Annotated in this window: 25 protein-coding genes; 7 read left to right on the top strand and 18 right to left on the bottom strand. The window is 69.0% G+C overall.

Going from position 1 to position 20,876, the window contains the following annotated elements; genetic code table 11:
- Positions 1-7 precede the first annotated feature (7 nt).
- The gene (locus LVB77_RS10955; protein ID WP_232906158.1) at positions 8-2,362 is read right to left on the bottom strand and encodes a ComEC/Rec2 family competence protein; all 2,355 of its coding nucleotides are present in this window, start codon (positions 2,360-2,362) and stop codon (positions 8-10) included.
- 203 nt (positions 2,363-2,565) lie between these two features.
- Here LVB77_RS10955 and LVB77_RS10950 point away from each other — a divergent pair, with 203 nt between their 5' ends.
- The 6 genes from LVB77_RS10950 (at position 2,566) to LVB77_RS10925 (ending at position 5,198) form a co-directional block, all read left to right on the top strand.
- Positions 2,566-2,943 (top strand): GFA family protein, encoded by a 378-nt coding sequence (locus LVB77_RS10950; RefSeq protein WP_232906157.1) that lies wholly within the window; start codon positions 2,566-2,568, stop codon positions 2,941-2,943.
- Between the two features lie 57 nt (positions 2,944-3,000).
- Complete coding sequence (locus LVB77_RS10945) at positions 3,001-3,315, top strand: hypothetical protein (protein WP_232906156.1); 315 nt, start codon at positions 3,001-3,003, stop codon at positions 3,313-3,315.
- Between the two features lie 311 nt (positions 3,316-3,626).
- The gene (locus tag LVB77_RS10940; RefSeq protein ID WP_232906155.1) at positions 3,627-3,977 is read left to right on the top strand and encodes a hypothetical protein; all 351 of its coding nucleotides are present in this window, start codon (positions 3,627-3,629) and stop codon (positions 3,975-3,977) included.
- Between the two features lie 75 nt (positions 3,978-4,052).
- Complete coding sequence (locus LVB77_RS10935) at positions 4,053-4,256, top strand: hypothetical protein (protein WP_232906154.1); 204 nt, start codon at positions 4,053-4,055, stop codon at positions 4,254-4,256.
- A gap of 57 nt (positions 4,257-4,313) precedes the next feature.
- A complete protein-coding gene (locus LVB77_RS10930) occupies positions 4,314-4,694 on the top strand; it encodes a hypothetical protein (protein WP_232906153.1) in 381 nt (126 codons plus the stop codon).
- A gap of 57 nt (positions 4,695-4,751) precedes the next feature.
- Positions 4,752-5,198: a hypothetical protein gene (locus tag LVB77_RS10925; protein ID WP_232906152.1), complete on the top strand. Its 447-nt coding sequence runs from the start codon at positions 4,752-4,754 to the stop codon at positions 5,196-5,198.
- Between the two features lie 91 nt (positions 5,199-5,289).
- Here the strand turns inward: LVB77_RS10925 and lolD are convergent, their stop codons facing one another.
- The 12 genes from lolD to LVB77_RS10865 form a co-directional block, all read right to left on the bottom strand.
- A complete protein-coding gene (gene lolD / locus LVB77_RS10920) occupies positions 5,290-6,009 on the bottom strand; it encodes a lipoprotein-releasing ABC transporter ATP-binding protein LolD (protein WP_232906151.1) in 720 nt (239 codons plus the stop codon).
- A complete protein-coding gene (locus LVB77_RS10915; protein ID WP_232906150.1) occupies positions 6,002-7,246 on the bottom strand; it encodes a lipoprotein-releasing ABC transporter permease subunit in 1,245 nt (414 codons plus the stop codon). Before LVB77_RS10915 ends, lolD begins: the two co-directional genes overlap by 8 nt.
- 6 nt (positions 7,247-7,252) lie before the next feature.
- Complete coding sequence (locus LVB77_RS10910) at positions 7,253-7,699, bottom strand: hypothetical protein (RefSeq protein ID WP_232906149.1); 447 nt, start codon at positions 7,697-7,699, stop codon at positions 7,253-7,255.
- The gene (locus LVB77_RS10905) at positions 7,650-7,904 is read right to left on the bottom strand and encodes a succinate dehydrogenase assembly factor 2 (RefSeq protein ID WP_232906148.1); all 255 of its coding nucleotides are present in this window, start codon (positions 7,902-7,904) and stop codon (positions 7,650-7,652) included. The genes LVB77_RS10910 and LVB77_RS10905 overlap by 50 nt, the downstream gene beginning before the upstream one ends.
- Positions 7,891-8,571, bottom strand: a complete 681-nt coding sequence (locus LVB77_RS10900; protein ID WP_232906147.1) for a hypothetical protein — start codon at positions 8,569-8,571, stop codon at positions 7,891-7,893. Before LVB77_RS10900 ends, LVB77_RS10905 begins: the two co-directional genes overlap by 14 nt.
- Positions 8,564-9,256, bottom strand: coding sequence for a hypothetical protein (locus LVB77_RS10895; protein WP_232906146.1), 693 nt, complete (start codon positions 9,254-9,256; stop codon positions 8,564-8,566). Before LVB77_RS10895 ends, LVB77_RS10900 begins: the two co-directional genes overlap by 8 nt.
- Complete coding sequence (locus LVB77_RS10890; RefSeq protein WP_232906145.1) at positions 9,253-9,675, bottom strand: MAPEG family protein; 423 nt, start codon at positions 9,673-9,675, stop codon at positions 9,253-9,255. Before LVB77_RS10890 ends, LVB77_RS10895 begins: the two co-directional genes overlap by 4 nt.
- A gap of 138 nt (positions 9,676-9,813) precedes the next feature.
- Complete coding sequence (locus LVB77_RS10885; protein ID WP_232906144.1) at positions 9,814-10,599, bottom strand: succinate dehydrogenase iron-sulfur subunit; 786 nt, start codon at positions 10,597-10,599, stop codon at positions 9,814-9,816.
- Positions 10,600-10,679: 80 nt separating this feature from the next.
- Positions 10,680-12,434 carry a succinate dehydrogenase flavoprotein subunit gene (gene sdhA / locus LVB77_RS10880; RefSeq protein ID WP_232910250.1) on the bottom strand — a complete coding sequence of 585 codons (1,755 nt, stop codon included), beginning with the start codon at positions 12,432-12,434 and terminating at the stop codon, positions 10,680-10,682.
- Between the two features lie 41 nt (positions 12,435-12,475).
- Positions 12,476-12,874: a succinate dehydrogenase, hydrophobic membrane anchor protein gene (gene sdhD / locus LVB77_RS10875; protein ID WP_232906143.1), complete on the bottom strand. Its 399-nt coding sequence runs from the start codon at positions 12,872-12,874 to the stop codon at positions 12,476-12,478.
- Entirely contained in the window at positions 12,871-13,266 is a 396-nt protein-coding gene (sdhC, locus tag LVB77_RS10870; protein ID WP_232906142.1) for a succinate dehydrogenase, cytochrome b556 subunit, read from the bottom strand. The genes sdhD and sdhC overlap by 4 nt, the downstream gene beginning before the upstream one ends.
- A 78-nt stretch (positions 13,267-13,344) precedes the next feature.
- Positions 13,345-13,521, bottom strand: coding sequence for a DUF1674 domain-containing protein (locus tag LVB77_RS10865; protein ID WP_232906141.1), 177 nt, complete (start codon positions 13,519-13,521; stop codon positions 13,345-13,347).
- A 29-nt stretch (positions 13,522-13,550) separates the two neighbouring features.
- Between LVB77_RS10865 and LVB77_RS10860 the strand changes: the two genes are divergently transcribed.
- Positions 13,551-14,423 carry a folate-binding protein gene (locus tag LVB77_RS10860; RefSeq protein ID WP_232906140.1) on the top strand — a complete coding sequence of 291 codons (873 nt, stop codon included), beginning with the start codon at positions 13,551-13,553 and terminating at the stop codon, positions 14,421-14,423.
- A 339-nt stretch (positions 14,424-14,762) separates the two neighbouring features.
- On the opposite strand, the gene LVB77_RS10855 is transcribed toward LVB77_RS10860, so the two are convergent.
- The 5 genes from LVB77_RS10855 to LVB77_RS10835 all read right to left on the bottom strand — a co-directional run bounded on the left by LVB77_RS10855 (position 14,763) and on the right by LVB77_RS10835 (position 20,785).
- Complete coding sequence (locus tag LVB77_RS10855; protein WP_232906139.1) at positions 14,763-17,087, bottom strand: thiamine pyrophosphate-dependent enzyme; 2,325 nt, start codon at positions 17,085-17,087, stop codon at positions 14,763-14,765.
- A 71-nt stretch (positions 17,088-17,158) separates the two neighbouring features.
- Positions 17,159-17,800, bottom strand: a complete 642-nt coding sequence (locus LVB77_RS10850) for a glutathione S-transferase family protein (protein ID WP_232906138.1) — start codon at positions 17,798-17,800, stop codon at positions 17,159-17,161.
- Positions 17,797-18,351 (bottom strand): GNAT family N-acetyltransferase, encoded by a 555-nt coding sequence (locus tag LVB77_RS10845; protein ID WP_232906137.1) that lies wholly within the window; start codon positions 18,349-18,351, stop codon positions 17,797-17,799. Before LVB77_RS10845 ends, LVB77_RS10850 begins: the two co-directional genes overlap by 4 nt.
- Before the next feature lie 228 nt (positions 18,352-18,579).
- Positions 18,580-19,743: an acyl-CoA dehydrogenase family protein gene (locus LVB77_RS10840; protein WP_232906136.1), complete on the bottom strand. Its 1,164-nt coding sequence runs from the start codon at positions 19,741-19,743 to the stop codon at positions 18,580-18,582.
- Between the two features lie 220 nt (positions 19,744-19,963).
- Positions 19,964-20,785, bottom strand: coding sequence for a glycine zipper 2TM domain-containing protein (locus tag LVB77_RS10835; RefSeq protein ID WP_232906135.1), 822 nt, complete (start codon positions 20,783-20,785; stop codon positions 19,964-19,966).
- Between the last annotated feature and the right edge of the window lie 91 nt (positions 20,786-20,876).

The raw sequence follows: 20,876 nt of genomic DNA, 5'->3' as shown, positions 1-20,876 counted from the left end.
GGCCGCTTCAATCTGGCCGATAGGATAGCCCAGCCGGCGCGGCCTCCACCCGTCGGGCCGCGTCCCACAGGCGCGGATGTGCCTGACGTCGCGTTTCCAGCCTTAAGCCTGCAGCGCCCAGGCGCAGTCGCAGGGCGCCGCCGCGGGCGGTGTCCCAGACCGTCGCGCCGGCCGCGCGCCAACGCGCCACGACCTGCGGCTTGGGATGGCCGTAGCGATTGCCGTAACCGCTGGAAATCAACGCGTGGCGGGCGCCCGTGGCGGCGACGAAGGCCGGATCCGAAGAGCCGCGGCTGCCGTGGTGCGCCACCAGCACCACGTCGGCGTGCAGGTCGCGACGGCCGCGCTCGCGATCGCGCCGGACCAGATCGCGCTCGACCACCTCGCCGATGTCGCCGGTCAGCAGCACCGCGCCGTGCCGGGTTTCGATGCGCAACACGCAACTGGACTCGTTGCGCAGGTAGGGGAAATGCGGCGACGGATGCAGGAAGCGGAAGCGCACGCCGTCCCAGGTCCAGGCCTGCCCCGCCACGCAGGCCCGCGCCAGCGCGATGCCCGCGCCGTCCGGCGCGCGCCGATCGCCGCTGGGGAACACCCGTGCCACCGCCTCCAGCCCGCCGGCATGGTCGTTGTCGGCATGGCTGACCACCAGCCGGTCCAGCGAACGCACGCCCAGCGCATGCAGCGTGGGCACGACCGCGCGCTCGCCGGCGTCGTAGCCGTCCGCGGTAGCCGGGCCGAAGTCGTACAGCAGATCATGGCGCGCGGTGCGCACGTGCACCGACAAGCCCTGACCGACGTCGATCACGGTCAACTCGGCCTCGCCAGGCCCGGGCAGGTGCCGGTCCGGCCACAGCAACGGCAGCCACAGCAGCAATGCCAGCGGCTTGCCGGGCACGCCGTGCGGCAGCAGCAGCCAGAACGCGCCCAGCAGGGCCAAGGGCAAGGCATACCAGGCCGCTTCCGGCAGCCACCACAAGGCCAGGCCGCTGCCGGCGAGGCGCTCGAACAAGGGCCAGCTCAGATCGAAGCAGGACGCCGCCAGGCGCCAGGCGCCCTCGCCCGCCCCCGTCCAGACCAGGTCCAGGCCGGTGCCGATCAGCGCCAGCGGCACCACCACCAGGCTCCACCACGGCACCGCGACCAAGTTGGCGAAGGGGCCGGCCAGCGAGGCCTGGCCGAACAGCACCGCGCAGGCCGGCAGCAGGCCCAGCGTAGCCACGCCCTGAGCCGACAGGAACTCGCGCAGCAGCGAAGGCCGCGGCCCGGCGCGCGGCAGGCACCACAGCAACCAGGCGACGCCCAGGAAGCTCAACCAGAAGCCGGCGCCCAGCAAGGCCAGCGGATCGACCAGCAGGACCGCGATCGCCGCCAGCGCCAGCGCGCCGGCGCCCGCGAACGGACGCCGCGTGGTGCGCACGCCGGCAACGACCACGATCATCAGCAAGGTACGCACGGTCGGCAGCGCGAAACCTGCGAGCGCCGCGTACGCGAGCGCACCGAGCGTGGCCGCCAGGGCCGCCGCGACCGGACGCGGCCAACGCCGCGCCAGCGCCGGCCACAGGCGCCAGACGCCGCGCGCGACCAGCGCGAAGAAACCCGCAACCAGACCGACATGGAAACCCGAGATGGCGATCAGATGGGTCAGCCCGTTCGCACGCAGCACCTCCCAGTCGCGCTCATCCAGGGCGCGCGTATCGCCCAGCGCGAGCGCGCGCACGTAACGCGACGAGGAAGCGGCGACGGCGGCCTGGATACGATCGGACAGACGCTCGCGCAAGGCTTCCAGCCCGCTCGGCGGCGCCAACAGTCGCGCCTGATCCACGGCGACCAGGTAACCGTTGGCGCTCAGCCCTTGCATCAAGGCGTACTTTTCCGCGTCGGGCGCGCCGGGATTGCGCAGGCCGCGCGGCGCGCGCATGCGCAGCCGCCATTGCCAACGCTGCCCGGCACGCAGCACCGATCGTTGCTGGCGGTCCTCGCCGTACCAGGACAGGCGCAACAGCCGGCCGCGCAGGGGCTCCGGCTGCCCGACATCGCCATCGACGCGGAACGCGAAGCGCGTGCGGCGCACCTCGTGCACCGGCAGCTCGACGATGCGGCCCGAGACCGTCGCCTGTTTGCGCTCCCACTGCGGCGGCAGTTGCAGGGACAAGGCGTAGGTCGCGTGCAACCCCGCCCAGGCCGCGCCGAAAGCGACGGCGCCCAGCCAGCGGCCCAGGCCGCGGCTGCGCAGCCAACCGAGCAAGCCGAACGCGAGCCCGGCCAGCAGCGCCCACAGCGGCGGCAGGGACGGCGCCGCGAGGCCGCAGGACACGCCGGCCAGCAGGCCCACCGCGACCGCCGGACCCAGCGCGGCCACCGTCGCCTCATCGCTCGCACCCGCCTTCCTCATCCCTGCCCCGCGCACGATCCAGTGCGTCCAGCTTAGGAAGGCGATCGGTGCCGCTGTATCGGCGGCCACCCCGGCGCGGGCTAGGAAAACTCCGAGTTTCAGGTAATCGGATGCCGCGCTTTATGATCGATGCGCACCGATGCCAACGAGCGAGCCAGGAGCGCGCGCCCATGCCCCAGACCTACCGTGGTTCCTGCCATTGCGGCCGCGTCAGCTTCGAGCTGGAAGGCGAGCTCAAGTACGCGATCGAATGCAACTGCTCGATCTGCCGCCGCAAGGGCGCGCTCTGGCACGGTACCGCCGACGCCAACCTGCGCATCCTCAGCGACGAATCGGATCTGCAGCTGTACCAGTTCAACACCATGACCGCGAAGCACTACTCGTGCCGGCACTGCGGCATCTCGCCGTTCTCGCGGCCGCGTCTGGACCCCAGCGTGTGGGTGGTCAACATCCGTTGCCTGGACGGCGTGGACCTGGCTTCGCTGCCGGTGCATACCTTCGATGGGGAGCATTGGGAGGAGGCGGCGCGCGCTTTGCGCGGCGGATAGGCGACGAGACGTCGCCAGATTCAGCCTTGTGGTCACTGCCCCGAATCGGAGGCGCTAATGTTCGATTCCGCCTTCTTCAGTCCTGTCGAGCCCAATCTGGCCGCCGCGCTGCGCCTGCTTTTCATCGAGTTCGCCGTGGGCCTCGTCTCGGCATTCGCGCTCGGACAACTTGGATTTCCCGTCGAGCCCGTGCTGATCGCGATGTCGCTGCTCAACCTTTGGGTCGCCTGGCACCTGGCTAAATCCGCCAAGGCGATGGGCAAGAACGCGATCCTGTACGGCGCGGTTTCGGCGTTGTTGCCGGGCTTCGCACTGTTCGCGTACTTTCAGCTGCGTCAGCATGAGCTGCTGACGGCGCTGGATCGCGAGTGATGCGCGACGAATTCGGTGCGTGCCGATCATGACGAGCATGCACAGAGCCTAACCCTACGCCTTACGAAATTTGTGGAGAGTCGCCGGCGCTCATCCCGTGAGTGCCGATTCGGACGGAAACACCTTGTCTCGCTCGGAGCCGAACCCGCCCACGGTTCCATACGCGTTCCATCGAACCAAGTCGGAGATACACGATGCGTTTTGGCTGTCTGTTGGTCTGCTCGACCCTAGCCTGCGTTTTCCAAGGCTACGCGTACGCCGGCTCGGCCCCGGCCAGCCTCAAATGCACGCCCCTGACCAAGGGATCGAGCATGCAGCTCGACGGCACGATACCCGCGACCGAGGAAACCCTGTCCCTGGTCGTTTCCAGCCGCGAGCACCGCTACACGCTCAGCGATGCGAGCTCCGAAACCACGCTGGTCGAATCCCTGACCGAGGGCGTGTTCGCCCTAAGCATCAAGTCGCGTGGATTCGAGACCACGCTCTACGCCCTACCGGCCACGGTAAAGGCCACGAACCTGCCGTACGGCATCGACGCCCGCTTCGTCGCGAAACTGACCGCGCTGCGGCCGTCGCGCCACACGGCCTCGGGCGACAGCTACCTCTACGACGACTATGTGCGCGACATCAAGATGTCCTGCGCCTACCGCTACGAGATATGAGCGCAAGATGGGCCGGGCCTTGAAGGCCGCGGCCAACGCCCTACCATCCACCCACCCAACAGGAAGGACCGCCCCATGTGGACTGACGTTGCTGGCTACCTGATCGACCCGCGCCAGATCGCCGCGCTGGGGCCCGTACACCCGACCGGCGTCGCCGGCGCCGTCGCCTCGACGTTTGAGATCGTCACGCTGGGCGGGCACGTCCTGCTGCCCAAGTTCTCCGACGCCAACCAGGCCAATGCGGCGCGGAACGCGCTCAAGGGCAAGCTCCCCGGCTGACCCCGGAAACGCGAACGGCCCGCGCGTGAGGGCGGGCCGCGAGGACTATTACCGACGATGCGCGCTTCTTTCTACCTCGGCGTCGCCCTGCTGTTCGTTCCGGCTCTTGTCCTGGACGCGCAGGCGACACCTCGTGCGGCGACCAACGCGCAGCAACGCGCGGACGCCTCGGTGCTCAAACAATCGTCCATGATCCTGGGCATCCCCGTGGCGCGACTGCGGGTGGACCGGTCCTATGCCGAGCAGGCGAGCCCGGGCGACGCTTTGGATATCGTCGAAATCATCATAGCGGTCGAGGAAGACCTGGAGATCGCCATAGACGACGATGCGATCTATCGGGCCGCGGATGCGAAAGGCACGAGCGATCTCGCCCGCCAGCTGAGCATCGCCGAGTTCCAGGGCGTGGTGCGCGAAGCTCTGTCGGCGGCGGGCGGCTGAAGCTCCGCAACGCGCTTCGAGAGCGGCAGGATCCCGCCGAAATCGTCGAAGATACCGATGCGCGCGCGCATCGCCTGGGGAGGCCGCTTGGATATCAATACAGACGCAATCATCTCAGCGCTGGCGCTGTTGGGCGGCGCGATCGCTTGGCTGCATCAACTGCGCACCAAGTCGCGTCGCGACAAGATCAAGCTCGATCTGGAGATACTCGAAAAGTCGAAGCAGCTGTTCGGCGAAGGGGATGAGCGCACGCTGCGGGTCAGCGCCGCGATCGGGCGGCGCATGGATCGCGTCTACGGGGACGCGTCCAACCAGGGCAGCAAACCCCTGCCCTGGTCCGATCTGATGTTGCTGCTGTTCTGCACCGGGGGCGCGATCTTTTTCGTCAGGAACGGAATCGACGGCAGCGACGCCTGGGAACTGGTGGCGGCGGGGCTGCTGGCCTTCATAGGCGCCGGCGCGGCGATGAACGCTCTGGAATACCGGCGGGACACTGCTGGCTAAGACGACGACGCCGGATCCCTGTCGGCCCTGCGATGCCGCGCGCGGCGACGCTAGGCCGTGGGTCCGTGGCGGTCGTGAACGCCCGCCGCGATCAAACCTCGCTGGCCGCCAGCTGCCTTAGTTTGCCTTCGTGCAGTTCCAGCACGCGATCCAGCTTGCGTGCGAGACGGCGGTCGTGGGTGACCAGCACCAGGCTGGTGCCCTGTTCGCGGTTCAAGGCCAGCATCAGTTCGAACACGGTCGCCGCGGTCTTCTCGTCGAGGTTGCCGGTGGGCTCGTCGCCGAGCACGCAGGCCGGCTTGTTGACCAGGGCGCGCGCCACCGCGGCGCGCTGGCGTTCGCCGCCGGACAGCTCGCCCGGCTTGTGTTCGAGGCGGTGGCCCAAGCCCACCGACTCCAGCAACGCCTTCGCGCGCTGGCTGGCGTCGGGCACGCCGGCGCCGGCCAGCAGCACCGGCAGCATCACGTTCTCCAGCGCGGTGAACTCGGGCAGCAGGTGGTGAAACTGGTAGACGAAGCCCAGCGCGCGGTTGCGCAGCGCGCCACGGGCGGCATCGGACAAGGCGTTCATGCGCTGGCCGGCGACGAAAACCTCGCCCGCGGTCGGGGTGTCCAGGCCGCCCAGCAGGTGCAGCAAGGTGCTCTTGCCGGCGCCGGACGCGCCCAGGATGGCGACGGTCTCGCCGCGCTGCACCGCCAGGTCCAGGCCGTCGAACACGGGCGTGCGCATCTTGCCCTCGGCATAGGTCATGGCCAGGTCGGAGCAGCGGATCACCGCGTTGTCGTCGGACGGCATGTGCGGATCACTCATAGCGCAGCGCCTCCGCCGGCGCCGTGCGCGCGGCGCGCCAGGCGGGATAGATGGTGGCGACGAAGGCCATAGCCAGCGCCACCGCGGCGATCGCGACCACGTCGCCCGATTGCAGGTCGGTGGGCAGGCCGGTGATGTAGTAGACGTCCTCGGGCAGCAACTGCACGCCCAGCACCTTCTCGATCGCCTTGAGGATGTGCTCGAGGTTGAGAGTGAGGACGATGCCGCCGATCACGCCCAGCACGGTGCCGATCACGCCGATCAGGGTGCCCTGGACCACGAACACCTGCATCACGCCGCGCGGGGTCAGGCCCAGGGTGCGCAGGATCGCGATATCGGCCTGCTTGTCGGTGACCAGCATCACCTGCGAGGACACCAGGTTGAACGCGCCCATGGCGATGATCAGCGACAGCAGGATCGCCATGATGGTCTTTTCCATCTTCAACGCCCGGAACATGTTGGCGTTGTCGCTGGTCCAGTCGCTGACGTTGTAGGGGCCGCCCAAACCGATCGCCAGATCGCGCGCGACGTCCCAGGCCAGGTCCATGTCGTGCAGTCTCAGGCGCACGCCGGTGACGCCGTCGCCCATGCGCAGCACGCGCTGGATGTCGCGCAGGTTGACCACCGCCAGGCCCTTGTCGAACTCGTTGTAGCCGGCTTCGAAGATGCCGCTGACCGTGAAACGCTTGAGTTGCGGCAGCGCACCCATCGGCGTGCTGCGGAAGTCGGAGGTCATCATGACCACGCTGTCGCCCACGCCCACGCCCAGCCACAGCGCAAGCTCCTTGCCGAGCACGATGTTGTAGCTGCCCGGGGTCAGCGAATCGAGCTTGCCCTGGACCATCTTGTCGGCCAGCACCGAGACCTTGCCCTCCTCGGCCGGCAACACGCCGCGCACCATCGCCGGCTGGTTGCGCGAGCCCGACAGCAGGGTTTCCTTCTCGATGTAGGGCGCCGCGCCGGCCACGCGCTTGTCGGCCACGGCGGCGTCGACCGCGCGCTGCCAGTCGACCAGCGGCTCGCCGTAGGCGCTGACGGTGGCGTGGGCGGCCATCTGCAGCATGCGGTCGCGGATTTCGCGCTGGAAGCCGCTCATCACCGCCAAGGTGGTGATCAGCGCGGTCACGCCCAGGGCGATGCCCGCGATCGAGGCCAGCGAAATGAAGGAGATGAAGCCGTTGCGGCGCTTGGCGCGCAGGTAGCGCAGGCCGATGGCGACAGGAATGGGTTTGAACATATCCGGCTATGGTGCCATTGAACGCGGGTCGGGCGTAGGCGTTTGGACCGCCCAAGCCAGCCTCAGTTCACGCCGGCCGGCGGCGTCCAGGCTGCCCGGCCACCAGACCCGGTGGCGCAGGCGGCCGGCGCCGTCGCGATAGCGCAGTACCGCCAGCGGGCCGCGCCATTGCAGCGAGGGCGCGTCCAGGGACGTTCCGTCCAGGCTGACCGCCCCGGTTTCCACCACCCACCGCTGCGGCGCGGTACGCAGCTCACGGCGTGCCAGCCAGGCGCCGTAGAGCACGGCGCCGACAGCCAGTAGCCACGACATCGGCGACGGCAGCTCGCTGGCCAGCACGGCCCCGGCGGCGAGCAGGCCGATCAGGGCCAGCGCGCCGGCGAGCGCGCGCGAGGGCCGCCAGTCAAGCCGGCATGGCGCGGATGCGTTGGATGAGCGCGTCGAGGTCGGCATCGGGACAAGCTTCGTAGCCCATGAACCAGCGCCAGAGCTTATCGTCCTCGCAATCCAGCAGATGTAGGAAAACCCCGCGCTGGGCTTCGGAATCCTGCGCCCAGGCGCGGTCGAGGTAGCGGCCGAACAGCTGATCCAGCTCGCGCATGCCGCGCCGGCTGCGCCAGCGCAGGCGCCGCAGTTCGGCGGCGTCAGCGTCGTTCATCGCTGGCTCCCTCGGAAGCGGCGTCGGTCTGGTATCCGCACATGCCCTCGTCGGGCTTGCGCTTGCAGTAGTCGGCCAGCTGCGCGGCGATCTGCGGATCGCGCGACACCAGCTCGCGCGTGCTGTCGTTCAAGGCACGGGCCACGGTCTCGCCCCGCAGCACCTTGCCCATCAGCGCCAGCCCGGACGGGCTCTGGCTGTGCTCCATGATCCGCGTCAGCTGCGCTTCGTCGGCGCTGTCCTTCAGGCAACTCGGGTAGCCGTCTCCGCCGTCGGACATGCGCGCCACGCAGGCGAACTCGATCCGGCCGGCATCGCTCCTGGCGTAGGCCAGACCGTCGCGCAGCGCCTGGATCGGGGTATCGGCCAGCGAGCGCGCCAACGAGTCGGCCATGACCTCACGCGATATGTCGCGCACGACGCGGCGCTTCATCGCCAGATCGTCAGGCTCGACGGCGATATTGGCGCCGGCGGCGAAGCGATTGACGATGGCGTCCAGCAGTTCGACGTAGCGCGCCGCGTCGACGTAGTCGCGCGCGACTTTCAACGACTCGGGGCTGGGCGCGGCGGCGAGGGCCGACAGCGACCACGGCAGCAGCAGCGCGATCGCGGCCAGCCGCACGGCCGACCTACGGCGGTGCGCGCGCACGTCGGCAGGCTCAGTCATGGGCTTTGCTCTTGGGTTCTGGCGCCGCGCGCTCGGGCGCGCGCAGTAAGGGGCAAGGATTGGTCGTGGGCTTGCGGCCGCAGTAGTCGGCGAAGAAACGCGCGCTGTCGGCATCGCGCGCGACCAGCGCGCGCAGCGCGTCGGCCATGGCGGTCTCCATGCCCTTCATGGCCAAACGGCTCACCTCGCCCGGCTGTCCCAACTGCGCCCGCGCGATCTGCTCGAGCAAGGCCTGATCGGTCACGCTGCCGTCCATGCACTCGTAACCCGGCTGACCGACCAGCGGCAGGCGCGCAGCGCAGTCGGCGCCTTTGCGTCCGGCCTCGGATTGGGCGTAGGTCACGGCCTCGCGCAAGGCCTCGGCGCTGGCGCTGACCGCCAGTTGCTTCGCCAGCGACTCGCCCATGACGTCGCGCGGCAGTTCGCGCACGACTCGGGCGATGCGCTGCTCGTCGGCGTCGGCGCCCGCCTCCGGCAGCGGCAGATGATCGAGGAAGGCTTGCGGCCGGGCGTGAGCGACATATTCGCGTGCCAGCGTCAGACGCGCGTCGGCGCTGTCGTCGGCAGCCGAGGCGGCGGCATTGCCGCCCGCAATGGCGGGGATGACGACCAGTAGCCCGGCGATGCGACGCGACCGGCCGACCAGGACAGGGATCGAAATTCGCAGCCTCGTCGTCTCGCTCATGCGCTCAGCAATCCCCAGGTCAGATAACCCCACAACGCCCACAACACGGTCGCACCGGCGGCATAGGCCGCGAACCGGTGCATGACGCGGTTGTAGCCGCAATGAATCGCGCTGTGCAAGACGCGCAAGGCCACGAAGGCCCAGGCCAGCGCCAGCACCACGCCATCGCCAAGGCCGGTCGCGGCCGCCACGGTCAGCGCCAGGTAGAACAGCACCGGCAGCTCGAACAGGTTGCGGAAGTTGTCGGCCGCGGCGCTCTGGGTGAGCCTGGCCGTGGCCTGCGCCGAGGTCGCCACCGACTGCGGGTGGATGCGGTCGCGGCGCATCTGGCCGATGCGCACCCAGTACAGGCGCAGCCAGACCAGCAGGCTCAGCGCCGCCATCGCGGCAGCGGGAAGGAACAGGGTCTTGGAATCCATCGCTCGCCTGCGTGGAGGGGGCCGATGCGGATGGTAGCGGTGCGGACGGGCCAGCGGGGCCGTCGCAGCACCGGGCGGGCGCACGCCTGCCCGATGCGGTGCCGGGGCGAGGTCGCGCCCCGGCGATGGCGGCCGCGATCAGACGCGGCGCGCCAGCATCAGCTTCTTGATTTCGCCGATCGCCTGCGCCGGGTTCAAGCCCTTCGGGCAGGTGCGTGCGCAGTTCATGATGGTGTGGCAGCGATAGAGCTTGAACGGGTCTTCCAGGTCGTCCAGACGCGCGCCGGTGTCCTCGTCGCGTGAATCGATGATCCAGCGGTAGGCCTGCAGCAGGATCGCCGGGCCCAGGTAACGGTCGCCGTTCCACCAGTAGCTCGGGCAGCTGGTCGAGCAGCAGGCGCACAGGATGCATTCGTAGAGGCCGTCGAGCTTCTTGCGGTCTTCCGGCGACTGCAGGCGCTCGCGGTCGGACGGGGTCGCGCTCTGCGTGCGCAGCCAGGGCTTGATCGAGGCGTACTGGGCGTAGAAGTGGGTCAGGTCGGGGACCAGATCCTTGACCACGTCCATGTGCGGCAGCGGATAGATCGGCACCTCGGTCTTGCCCTTGCAGTCGGCGATCGCCTTGGTGCAGGCCAGCGTGTTGGTGCCGTCGATGTTCATCGCGCACGAACCGCAGATGCCTTCGCGGCAGGAGCGGCGGAAGGTGAGCGTGGGGTCGATCTCGTTCTTGATCTTGATCAGCGCGTCCAGAACCATCGGACCGCAGGTCGCCATGTCCACCTCGTAGGTGTCCACGCGCGGGTTCATGCCGTCGTCGGGGTTCCAGCGGTAGACCTTGAAGGTGCGCGGCTGCTTGGCGCCCGGCGTGGCCCAGTGGCGGCCCTTCTGGATCTGCGAGTTCTTGGGTAGGACGAATTGGGCCATGCTGGCGATCTCTGGGCTAGCGTAGGTACTGGGACGGTTGCGTTAGCGGCGCGCGCCGATGCGCGCGCCGAGGAGGCCGGTCAGTACTTACGCTCCTTGGGCGGGACGTAGGCGACGTCGTCGGTGAGCGTGTAGTTGTGCACCGGGCGGTAGTCGATGCGGGTGGCGCCGCTCTCGTCGACATAGCACAGCGTGTGCTTCTGCCACTGCGCGTCGTCGCGCGTCGGGAAGTCCTCGCGCGCATGCGCGCCGCGCGACTCGGTGCGGTTCTCGGCCGAAACGATGGTCGCCAGGGCCTGGCCGAGCAGATTGGACAGCTCGTAGGTTTCGACCAGGTCCGAGTTCCAGATCAACGAACGGTCGCTGACCTTGACGTCGGCGAACGACGCGTGGATCTCGCGGATCTTGCGCACGCCGTCGCTGAGCGTCTCGCCGGTGCGGAACACCGCGGCGTCGGCCTGCATGGTGCGCTGCATCTTGTCGCGGATCACCGCGGTCGGCGTGCCGCCGTTGGCGTTGCGCAGCTTGTCCAGGCGCGCCAGCGCCTCGTCGCAGGCGTCGCCGGCCAGGCGCGGCTGGGCCGCGCCGGGGGTGACGGTCTCGGCGCAGCGGTTGGCGACGGCGCGGCCGAACACCACCAGGTCCAGCAGCGAGTTCGAGCCCAGGCGGTTGGCGCCGTGCACCGACACGCAGGCCGCCTCGCCGATCGCGTACAGGCCCGGCACCACCGCGTCGGGGTTGCCGTCGCGCAACTGCACGACTTCGCCGTGGTAGTTGGTGGGGATGCCGCCCATGTTGTAGTGCACGGTCGGGATGACCGGAATCGGTTCCTTCTCGACGTCGACGTTGGCGAAGATGCGCGCCGACTCGGCGATGCCCGGCAGCTTTTCGTGGATCACTTCCGGGCCGAGGTGGGTCAGGTCGAGCAGGATGTGGTCCTTGTGCTCGCCGACGCCGCGGCCTTCGCGGATCTCGATGGTCATCGAACGGCTGACCATGTCGCGCGGCGCCAGGTCCTTCACGCTGGGCGCATAGCGCTCCATGAAGCGCTCGCCGTTGCTGTTGCGCAGGATGCCGCCCTCGCCTCGCACGCCCTCGGTGATCAGGCAGCCGGCGCCGTAGATGCCGGTCGGGTGGAACTGCACGAACTCCATGTCCTGCAGGCCCAGGCCGGCGCGCAGCGCCATGCCGCCGCCGTCGCCGGTGCAGGTGTGGGCGGACGTCGCCGAGAAGTAGGCGCGGCCGTAGCCGCCGGTGGCCAGCACCGTGCCCTGGGCGCGGAACAGGTGCAGCGTGCCTTCGGCCATGTCCAGCGCGAGCACGCCGCGGCAGGCGCCGTCGGCGTCCATGATCAGGTCGAGCGCGAAGTACTCGATGAAGAACTGCGCGTCGTGCGCCAGCGACTGCTGGTACAGCGTGTGCAGGATGGCGTGGCCGGTGCGGTCGGCGGCGGCGCAGGTGCGCTGCGCCGGCGGGCCTTCGCCGTACTTGGTGGTCATGCCGCCGAACGGGCGCTGGTAGATCTTGCCCTCTTCGGTGCGCGAGAACGGCACGCCCTGGTGCTCGAGCTCGATGATGGCCGGGATGGCCTCCTTGCACATGTACTCGATCGCGTCCTGGTCGCCCAGCCAGTCCGAACCCTTGACGGTGTCGAAGAAGTGGTAGCGCCAATCGTCCTCGCCCATGTTGGCCAGCGCGGCGGAGATGCCGCCCTGTGCGGCGACGGTGTGCGAACGGGTCGGGAAGACCTTGGTGATGCAGGCCGTCTTCAGGCCCTTCTGGGCCAGGCCGAAGGTGGCGCGCAGACCGGCGCCGCCGGCGCCGACCACGATCATGTCGAACTTGTGTTCCTGGATCTTGTAAGCGGCGGCCACGGTCAGGCTCCCAGCGCGATGCGGATGACGGCGAGCACGCTAGCGAGCGCAGCGAGGACGCAAATGAAAACGACGGCGAGTTGCGAGGCGATCGCCAGACCCGGGGCGTGCACGTAGTCCTCGATGACCACCTGCAGGCCGAGCTTGGCGTGCCAGAACATCGCGATCAGGAACGCCACCAGCAGCACGGCGTTGCAGGGATGGGCGACCGAGGCGCGCACCGTGGCGTAATCGCCGCCGATCCACGAGATCACCAGGCCCAGCACGTACAGGCTGAGGAAGATCAGCGCGATCGCGGTGACGCGCTGGACCACGAAGTGGTGGGTGCCGTCCTTCGCCGAGCCCAGGCCGCGCGCGGACTTGAGCGGATTGCGCAGCTGCTTCTGGCTGAAGATGCTCATGCGCCACCCCGCGACATCATCGCTACGATCCAGATCAGCGCGGTCAGCACCAGGCTGCCGATGACGCTGACCCAGCTGTTGCGCACGAAGGACTGGATCTTGTAGGCGAAGCCCGCGTCCTGGACCAGGTGGCGGATGCCGTTGATCAGGTGGAAGGCGAACGCCCAGGTCCAGCCGAACAGGATCAGGAAGCCCAGCGGCGAGCGCGCGCAGGCGGTGAACTGGGCCCAGGCCTCGGGACCGGCCGCCAGCGCGACCAGGCCCCAGGCGATCAGCAGGGCGCCGACGGAAAGGATGCAACCGGTGGTCCGGTGCACGATCGAGGTCACCATCTGAATCTGCCAGGCGTAGACCTGCAGATGCGGTGACAAGGGACGTTCGCGGTTCGCCATGAGCGATGGCTGTCTCGGCTGGGCGGCGGCGCCGCGTGGCAGGAAGGATGGGTGAAGTACGGTGAAGGCGGGGCGTAGCTAGAAGTCGATGCAGCGGCCGTTTTTTTCCCAATCGCCGTAGCGGGTGGGCTCCAGACCCTCGCGGCCGCCGATCTCCTTGCCCGGTGGCGCATCGCTGCCGGTGGCCGGAACGGAAGTCCTGGGGGCCGGGACCTGGGGGGCCGCCGCTGCTTCCGGGGTGGTTTCGCCTATCATCACAGCGTTAAATCTTAAGTCCCGCCCCCATGCATGACAACCCGCAGCCTGTGTCCGGACAGGCGTTCGCCCTGCCCGGCCACCGCGTGATCGAGCTTTCCGGCCGCGATGCGGCCGCTTTCGCGCAGGCGCAGTTCATGAACGACGTCAACGCCTTGGCCCCCGGCCAGTGGCAATGGAGCGGCTGGCTGACCCCGAAAGGCCGCGTGTTCGCGCTGTTGGCTTTGCTGCGTCTGGCCGATGAGCGGCTGTGGCTGCTGTTGCCCGATGCCGACGCCGACGCGTTCGCCGCGGCCCTGCGCCGATTCCTGTTCCGCAGCAAGACGACCATCGTCGTACGCGACGATGTGCGTGCGCTGGGGCGCTACGCAGCGCCGGACGCGGCGCGCGGCGCGGTTTTGGCCGGGGACGAGATCGTGGGCGTGGAACTGGACTACCGCGGCGACGGCGCCGCGCGCAGCCTGCGCCTCGTCGTGGCGGCGGATCGGGCGGCCGACGAGGCGGCCGCGGCCCGCTGGGCTCAGGACGATCTGCGCCATGGCCTGCCCCGCCTAGGGCCGTCGCAGGTCGAACAGTGGACGCCGCAGCAGTTGTCGCTGGAGCGTCTACGCGCTTTCAGCGTCAAGAAGGGCTGCTACCCGGGACAGGAGATCGTGGCGCGCACGCACTTCCTGGGGAAGGCCAAGCGCGGGTTGGCGTTGGTCGAGCCGACGTTCGCGGTAAACGCGGGTGCGGAGTTGCGCGCGCCCGAGGCGGTGCTGGGCACGGTCGTATGCGCGGCCGACGACGGCCCGCGTCATCTCGCGCTGGCGGTGGTGCCGCTGGAGCGCGGCGAGACCGAGCTCAGCATTGATGGGCATGCGGTGAGCGAGCATGCGTTGTTGGATGGTTTGGCGCGCTGAGGGACGTATCGCCCGCCTTCTGCGGGAGCGACGCGAGTCGCGATTTCCAGCCCGCAGCTTGCCTCCGCCCTGAGCGAGAAGCCTCGCGACTGACGTCGCTCCCACAGAACGCTGAGCGCGATGGGGATTCGTCGCCGGTGTCTTCGTCGCCGCCGAGGGTCGCCGCGAAGCTCAGGTAGCGCCGCCTTGTGGAGTGCGCGGTCGCGGCTTACGCCGCTCCTACTCCAAAGCCGCGACTGCGCTCGATCGGCGTCGCGTGGTGGCATACGCGGTCGCGGCTTGCGCCGCGTCTGCTCCCAGCCGTGGTGGCGCCGGACGGCGGCCACCACGAGAGGGCGATCAGGCCAGGGCGTCGGCGGCGGCGACGATGTCGTCTTCGCCCGGAATCACCAGGAACGCGGCGCCGGCCAGCGGGGTGTAGGTGTCGACGCCGACCACGCGCTGGAACGGGCGGCCGCCGAAGCCGCCTTCGGCGATCGCGGTGATCACGCCCTCGCCCACGCCGGCGCTGCGACGGCCTTCGTCGACCACGATGATGCGCTTGGCGCTGCGCGCCTGTTCGACGATGTAGGCGTCGTTGAGCGGCACCAGCCAGCGCAGATCGACCACGCGCGCCTTCCAGCCGTGCTTGGCCTCGATCGCGCGCGCGGCGCGCAGGCTCATCGGCACGCCGTTGCCATAGCTGAAGATCACCAGGTCGTCGCCGCTGCTGCCGTCCTGCGGCAGGTACACCCTGCCCTCGCCCAAGGCCATGGCCTGGTCCGGCGACGGATACGCGGTCAGCCAGGCGCCATCGCCGGCCTCGTACAGGTCCTTGGTCATGTACAGCGCGATCGGCTCCAGGAACACCGCCACGCGCCCGTCGACCTTGGCCAGCGCGGTCAGCGTGCGCAGCATGGTCGCCGCGTCGTCGCCGCGCGAGGGACAGCCGACCACCAGGCCGGGGATGTCGCGCAGCGCGGTGATCGAGTTGTCGTTGTGGAAGTGGCCGCCGAAACCGCGCTGGTAGCCCAACCCGGCGATGCGTACCACCATCGGATTGCGGTACTGGTTGTTGCTGAAGAACTGCAGCGAGGCCGCCTCGCCGCGGATCTGGTCGCAGGCGTTGTGGAAATACGCCAGGTATTGGATCTCGGGAATCGGCAGCAGGCCGACGTTGGCGAAGCCCTGGGCCATGCCCAGGATCATGGTTTCGTCCAGCAGGGTGTTGAACACGCGGCGCGCGCCGAACGCCTTCTGCAGGCCCTTGGTGACGGTGTAGACGCCGCCCTTTTGCGCCACGTCCTCGCCGAACAGCAGGGTCTCGGGGTACTTGGCGAAGATGTCGTGCAGCGCGTTGTTGATCTGGATCGCCAGATGCCGCGGCGGCTGGTTCTCGGGCAGTTTCGCCTCGCCGCCGAACACCTGCAGGCGGCGCTCGGCGTAGTCGGCGCGCGCGGCCTCGTCGGCGACCGCGGCGGGCGTGTACGGCGCCAGCGGCGCGATCACCTCGTCGAGGCGGTCGAGCTTGGGCCGGCGGTCGGCCTCCTCGGCGGCGGCGAAGCAGCGCTGGCGCGTGGCTTCGTACAGCGCCAGCACGTCCTCGCGCGACATCAGGCCCGACTCCAACGCGATCGCGGCCGAACGCAGCAGCGGATCGCTGGCCTCCACCGCGCACAGCTCTTCCACCGAACGCCACTCGATCTCGAAGTCGGTGCCGGCGTGACCCATGATGCGGGTGGTGCGCAGGTGCAGGAAGGTCGGACGGCGGCTGCGGCGGCAATGCTCGACCGCGCGCTGCACGTCGGCGTAGCCGCTGGCCAGATCGAGGCCGTCGGCGGCGAAATAGTCCAGGCCGTCCATGTTGCGGAAGCGGTTGCCGATCCAGCCGCCCGGCGTTTTCACCGAGATGCCGATGCCGTTGTCCTCGCACACGAACAGCACCGGCGCCGGCAGCTTCTGGTAGGCGGTCCAGGCGGCGGCGTTGAACGCGGTCTGGGCGGTGGCGTGATTGGCCGAGGCGTCGCCGAAGGAGCAGATCGCGATGCTGTCGTCGGGAATCGGCAGCGCGTGGCCGAGACGGCGCCCGGTTTCGATCGCGACCGCGGTGCCCAATGCCTTGGGCAGGTGCGAGGCGATGGTCGAGGTCTGCGGCAGCACCCACAAGGGCTTGCTGCCCCACACCTTGTGGCGGCCGCCGGAAGCCGGATCGTCCTTGCTGGCGGCGAACGACAGCGCCGAATCCATCACCGGATCCATGCCTGGCAGCTTGCGGAAGCGCTCGGCCATGAAGCCGCCGCTGCGGTAATGCAGGAACGCCGGATCGGTGTGGCGGGTGAGCCGGGCGACCATCGCGTTGCCCTCGTGGCCGCTGGAACCGATGGTGTAGAAGACCTTGTTCTGCACGCGCAGCACGCGCGCCATCAGGTCCAGATGACGGCTGATCAGCTGCGATTCGAACAGCTCGCGAAAGCCCTGCGCGTCCAGCGCGCTGCCGTCCAGCACCGCCTCGTGCGCGGCTGGGCGCGCGTCGGCGCGGCCGTTCCAGGCCCGCACGAATTCGACGAAGTTGAGGTCGCAGATCTCGGCGCGGTTGAGGCCCTTCATGCGCGCCGGGATCGGGCTGGGCACGGCGTTGAAGTTGGGAACGCTGCTGAAGATCGAAGACTGCGCTTGCGCTGACATCGGAGACTCCGCCGCCCCTGCGGGCCGGCTTGTAGAAAGGGGAAGACGAAACGGGTGGGCGGCCGCTCAGCTCACGCGGTCTGCGCGATGCGCGCGGCCGCGGCGGCGTCGGGTTCCGGCAGCGCCACGAAGCCGGGGGTGGCGCGCACGCGCGCCAGCCAGGCTTGCAGGGCCGGATAAGGCGATAGCTCGACGCCGCCGTGGCCGGCGACGTCGGTGTAGGCGAACAGGGCGATGTCGGCGATGCCGTAGCGGCCGGCGCTGAACCAGTCGTGCGCGGAGAGGTGGGTTTCCATCACCTGCAGCGCGGCGTGCGAGCGCTCACGCAAGCGCGGCAGATCGGCGCGGCGCGGCGAATCCAGCGGCGTCCAGCCGGCGATGAAGCGCGCCACCGCCACGTAGGGTTCGTGGCTGTACTGCTCGAAGTTCATCCAGCTCAGGGTTTGCGCGCGTTCCCAGCGATCGTCGGACAGGAACGGCGTGCCATCGGCCAGGTAGTACAGGATCGCGCTGGACTCGCTGAGCGTGCGGCCGTCCTCCAGCTGCATCACCGGCACCTTGCCGTTCGGGTTCAGCGCCAGGAACTGCGGCGTGCGCGTCTGGCCCACGCTGCTGTCGACCTCGACCCAACGGTAGGGTTGGCCCAGTTGCTCCAGCAGCAGCTTGAGCTTGTGGCAGTTGCCCGAGGGCGAGAAGCCGTGGATCGCGATCATGCCGACGCTCCCGCGCGGCGCGCGCGCCATTGCTCGCGGCTCTGGCCCCAGACTTCCAGTTCCTTCTCGTGGAACGGTTCCGGCAGGCGGCCGTTGCGCAGCAGGCGCGAGCCCAGCTTGGCTGCGACACCCTTGGATGCCTGGTTCTCGAAATCGATGGTGTGGATCACTTCGCTCCAGCCCAGGGTGTCGAAGGCCCAGTCGATCGCCGCCGTCGCGCCTTCGGTGGCGTAGCCCTTGCCGCCTTCGCTGGCGAGGATGCCCCAGCCCACTTCGGTGCCCGGCCAGCCTTCCGGCTGCCAGGGACCGAGTCGGCCGATCCAGCGGCCGCTGCTCTTTTCGAACACCGAGAAGAAGCCGTAGCCCAGCGTGGCCCAGGAGCCGATCACGGTCATCATATTGCGCCAGGTCATCGCGCGCGACTGCGCACCGCCGAGAAAGCGCACGTGGTCGCCGTCGGACATGAAGGCCGCGAAGGCGTCGAGGTCTTCGAGGCGCGGCGGCCGCAGCAGCAGTCGCGGCGTTTCCAGTTCGATGTCGGGTACGTGCATCACGAATCGGCTCTCCTGCGGCGTGTTGCGATCTCACTTAGCTTTGGCTCAACCCCTCTCCCGCGGGCGGCGCCCGCAGAATGTGCAAGGCTGAGAGGGGTTGGGGTGAGGGCCGCAGCCGCGGCTTGCGCCGTGACCGATTGCCGCGCGCCCTCACCCGGTCCTTCGGACCACCTTCTTCTCCCGCACGCGGGAGAAGGTAAATCGTGCTGCCGATGGCAGCAGCACTTAAAAAGCGTTGATGCCGGTCAGCTCGCGGCCCACCACCAGCTGGTGCACGGTCTCGGTGCCCTCGTAGGTGATGACCGATTCCAGGTTCAGCGCATGGCGGATCGCGGCGTGCTCGGTGGTGATGCCGGCGCCGCCGAGCAGGTCGCGGCATTCGCGCGCGATGTCGATGGCCATGCGGCAGTTGTTCCACTTGGCCAGCGAGACCTGGGTCGGCTGCATGTTGCCGGCGTCCTTCAGTCGGCCCAACTGCACCACCAGCAACTGCGCCAGGGTGATGCGGCGCGCCATCTCGGCCATCTTGATCTGCGCCGACTGCGTGGCCGCGACCGGACGGTCGAACAGGATGCGTTCCTTGGTGTAGCCCAGCACTTCGTCCAGGCAGGCGATGGCGGCGCCGATCGGGCCCCAGGTGATGCCGTAACGGGCCTGGGTCAGGCAGCCCAGCGGGCCCTTGAGGCCCTTCACGTTGGGCAGGCGGTTGGCGTCGGGCACGCGCACGTTGTCGAAGAACAGCGACGAGGTCACCGACGCGCGCAGGCTCATCTTGTGCTTGATTTCCTGGGCGGCGAAACCGGGCATGCCCTTCTCCACCACGAAGCCCTGGATGCCGTCTTCGGTCTGCGCCCAGACGATCGCGATGTCAGCCAGGTTGCCGTTGGTGATCCACATCTTGGAGCCGTTGAGGATCCAGTCGGCGCCGTCCTTCTTGGCGTGGGTCTTCATGTTGGCCGGATCGGAGCCGCCGTGCGGCTCGGTCAGGCCGAAGCAGCCGATGATCTCGCCGCGGGCCATGCCCGGCAGCCAGCGCTGGCGCTGCTCTTCGCTGCCGTAGGCGTAGATCGGGTACATGCACAGCGAGGACTGCACGCTGACGAAGCTGCGGATGCCGCTGTCGCCGCGTTCCAGTTCCTGGCAGATCAGGCCGTAGCTGACCGCGTTGAGCCCGGCGCAGCCGTACTGCTCGGGCAGCGAGGAGCCCAGCAGGCCCAGGTCGGCGATCTCGGACACCAGTTCCTTGGGGAAACGGCCCTGATCGAAGGCGTCGCCGATGATCGGGATCACGCGCTCGTCGGTGAAGCGGGCCACGGTGTCCTGGACGGCGCGCTCCTCTTCGGTGAGCAGGGAACGGACGTCGTACAGATCGTAGGGATGCAGGGCCATGGCGCGCTCAGGAAACCGTTGGACGGAAAGACCGCCATTGTACTGGGCGTGCCCGGTCCGGGGTAAACCCGCGAACGCCGCATGTAAGCGTTATCAGGCGTCGCGCGCGCGAACGCCGTCGCATCCCGCGCCCGCGAACGGCGGCCAATAAAAACGGGGCCGGATCTCCGGCCCCGTCGTTGCAGCGCTGCCTGGCCGCGGGCCGTGCCCGCGCGCGCACTCAGCCGCGTTCGTTGCCGTTGCCGGCCGAGGCGGTCTGGGTGACCACCTGACCGTCGATCACCGGCAGCTGCTGGCCCGGACGCTCGTCCATGCGCACGGTCTGGGTCTGCCCCTGGTAACGGTAGGTCACGTCGTAGCCGACCACCTTGTTCTCGCTGCCCAGGGCGATGCGGCTGCCGGGCTTGCTCTCGGTGCGCATGGTGCCGGTGGTGCCGTCCGGGTTGCGGTAGGTGACGTTGTAGGCGACCGTGCGGCTGGACTGCGAGCTCTCCGAGACGGTGTGGCACTGGCGCTCGGTGCGGTTCACGACCCGGCCGCCGACGTGGTTGCGGTCGACGCGGTTGCCGATGTAGCCGCCCGCCGCGGCGCCGGCCACGGTCGCGGCCTTCTTGCCGTTGCCGCCGCCGATCTGGTTGCCGACCAGGCCGCCGATCAGGGCGCCGGCGACGGTACCGCCGACGTTGCCGTCGCGCTCGGGCAGGCGCTCCTGCACCACCACGTCCTCGCAGACTTCGCGCGGGGTCGAGGAGGTGCTGGTCTCGCGCACCGGGTCGGTGCCGATCACCGTCGCGTACAGCTTTTCCTTCTCGTTTATCGGCTTGACGTTGATCACGTCGGCGTAATCGATCTCGGGCTTGGCGTTGGTCGCGATGGCGCCGTTGGGGGCGATGTCGCCTTCCGGGGTGGCGGTGGCTGCATCGGCGCCGGTGAGGGCGGTCGGCGCGGCCGCGCCGTTGCCACGGAAGCTCTGGAACGCGGCGACAGCGACGCCGCCTACGAGCAGCGATGCCAGCGCTACAGCCAACATGTTCTTGTTCATCGTGAGCCTCCTGCGGTGAAGCGGAATTGGGCGGACGAGCCGCGGGTGTGGACGGCGCCATTGCACCACCGGAAACCTGAACGAGGTCCTA

The sequence above is a fragment of the Lysobacter sp. 5GHs7-4 genome, assembly GCF_021284765.1.
Classification (GTDB): domain Bacteria; phylum Pseudomonadota; class Gammaproteobacteria; order Xanthomonadales; family Xanthomonadaceae; genus Lysobacter.
This window is presented reverse-complemented; position numbering and strand designations above follow the sequence as displayed.

What these genes read in the sequence shown, in the direction of transcription:
- sdhA (WP_232910250.1), bottom strand. Translation starts at nt 12,434, where the DNA reads ATGATCGTGGTCGGCGCCGGCGGCGCCGGTCTGCGCGCCACCTTCGGC.
- LVB77_RS10895 (WP_232906146.1), bottom strand. Translation starts at nt 9,256, where the DNA reads ATGAGCGAGACGACGAGGCTGCGAATTTCGATCCCTGTCCTGGTCGGC.
- lolD (WP_232906151.1), bottom strand. Translation starts at nt 6,009, where the DNA reads ATGAGTGATCCGCACATGCCGTCCGACGACAACGCGGTGATCCGCTGC.
- LVB77_RS10935 (WP_232906154.1), top strand. Translation starts at nt 4,053, where the DNA reads ATGTGGACTGACGTTGCTGGCTACCTGATCGACCCGCGCCAGATCGCC.
- LVB77_RS10845 (WP_232906137.1), bottom strand. Translation starts at nt 18,351, where the DNA reads ATGCACGTACCCGACATCGAACTGGAAACGCCGCGACTGCTGCTGCGG.
- LVB77_RS10950 (WP_232906157.1), top strand. Translation starts at nt 2,566, where the DNA reads ATGCCCCAGACCTACCGTGGTTCCTGCCATTGCGGCCGCGTCAGCTTC.
- LVB77_RS10840 (WP_232906136.1), bottom strand. Translation starts at nt 19,743, where the DNA reads ATGGCCCTGCATCCCTACGATCTGTACGACGTCCGTTCCCTGCTCACC.
- LVB77_RS10885 (WP_232906144.1), bottom strand. Translation starts at nt 10,599, where the DNA reads ATGGCCCAATTCGTCCTACCCAAGAACTCGCAGATCCAGAAGGGCCGC.
- LVB77_RS10860 (WP_232906140.1), top strand. Translation starts at nt 13,551, where the DNA reads ATGCATGACAACCCGCAGCCTGTGTCCGGACAGGCGTTCGCCCTGCCC.
- LVB77_RS10930 (WP_232906153.1), top strand. Translation starts at nt 4,314, where the DNA reads ATGCGCGCTTCTTTCTACCTCGGCGTCGCCCTGCTGTTCGTTCCGGCT.
- LVB77_RS10925 (WP_232906152.1), top strand. Translation starts at nt 4,752, where the DNA reads ATGCGCGCGCGCATCGCCTGGGGAGGCCGCTTGGATATCAATACAGAC.
- LVB77_RS10905 (WP_232906148.1), bottom strand. Translation starts at nt 7,904, where the DNA reads ATGAACGACGCTGACGCCGCCGAACTGCGGCGCCTGCGCTGGCGCAGC.
- LVB77_RS10865 (WP_232906141.1), bottom strand. Translation starts at nt 13,521, where the DNA reads ATGATAGGCGAAACCACCCCGGAAGCAGCGGCGGCCCCCCAGGTCCCG.
- LVB77_RS10945 (WP_232906156.1), top strand. Translation starts at nt 3,001, where the DNA reads ATGTTCGATTCCGCCTTCTTCAGTCCTGTCGAGCCCAATCTGGCCGCC.
- LVB77_RS10855 (WP_232906139.1), bottom strand. Translation starts at nt 17,087, where the DNA reads ATGTCAGCGCAAGCGCAGTCTTCGATCTTCAGCAGCGTTCCCAACTTC.
- LVB77_RS10835 (WP_232906135.1), bottom strand. Translation starts at nt 20,785, where the DNA reads ATGAACAAGAACATGTTGGCTGTAGCGCTGGCATCGCTGCTCGTAGGC.
- LVB77_RS10890 (WP_232906145.1), bottom strand. Translation starts at nt 9,675, where the DNA reads ATGGATTCCAAGACCCTGTTCCTTCCCGCTGCCGCGATGGCGGCGCTG.
- LVB77_RS10910 (WP_232906149.1), bottom strand. Translation starts at nt 7,699, where the DNA reads ATGCCGACCTCGACGCGCTCATCCAACGCATCCGCGCCATGCCGGCTT.
- LVB77_RS10900 (WP_232906147.1), bottom strand. Translation starts at nt 8,571, where the DNA reads ATGACTGAGCCTGCCGACGTGCGCGCGCACCGCCGTAGGTCGGCCGTG.
- sdhD (WP_232906143.1), bottom strand. Translation starts at nt 12,874, where the DNA reads ATGAGCATCTTCAGCCAGAAGCAGCTGCGCAATCCGCTCAAGTCCGCG.
- LVB77_RS10915 (WP_232906150.1), bottom strand. Translation starts at nt 7,246, where the DNA reads ATGTTCAAACCCATTCCTGTCGCCATCGGCCTGCGCTACCTGCGCGCC.
- LVB77_RS10850 (WP_232906138.1), bottom strand. Translation starts at nt 17,800, where the DNA reads ATGATCGCGATCCACGGCTTCTCGCCCTCGGGCAACTGCCACAAGCTC.
- sdhC (WP_232906142.1), bottom strand. Translation starts at nt 13,266, where the DNA reads ATGGCGAACCGCGAACGTCCCTTGTCACCGCATCTGCAGGTCTACGCC.
- LVB77_RS10940 (WP_232906155.1), top strand. Translation starts at nt 3,627, where the DNA reads ATGCAGCTCGACGGCACGATACCCGCGACCGAGGAAACCCTGTCCCTG.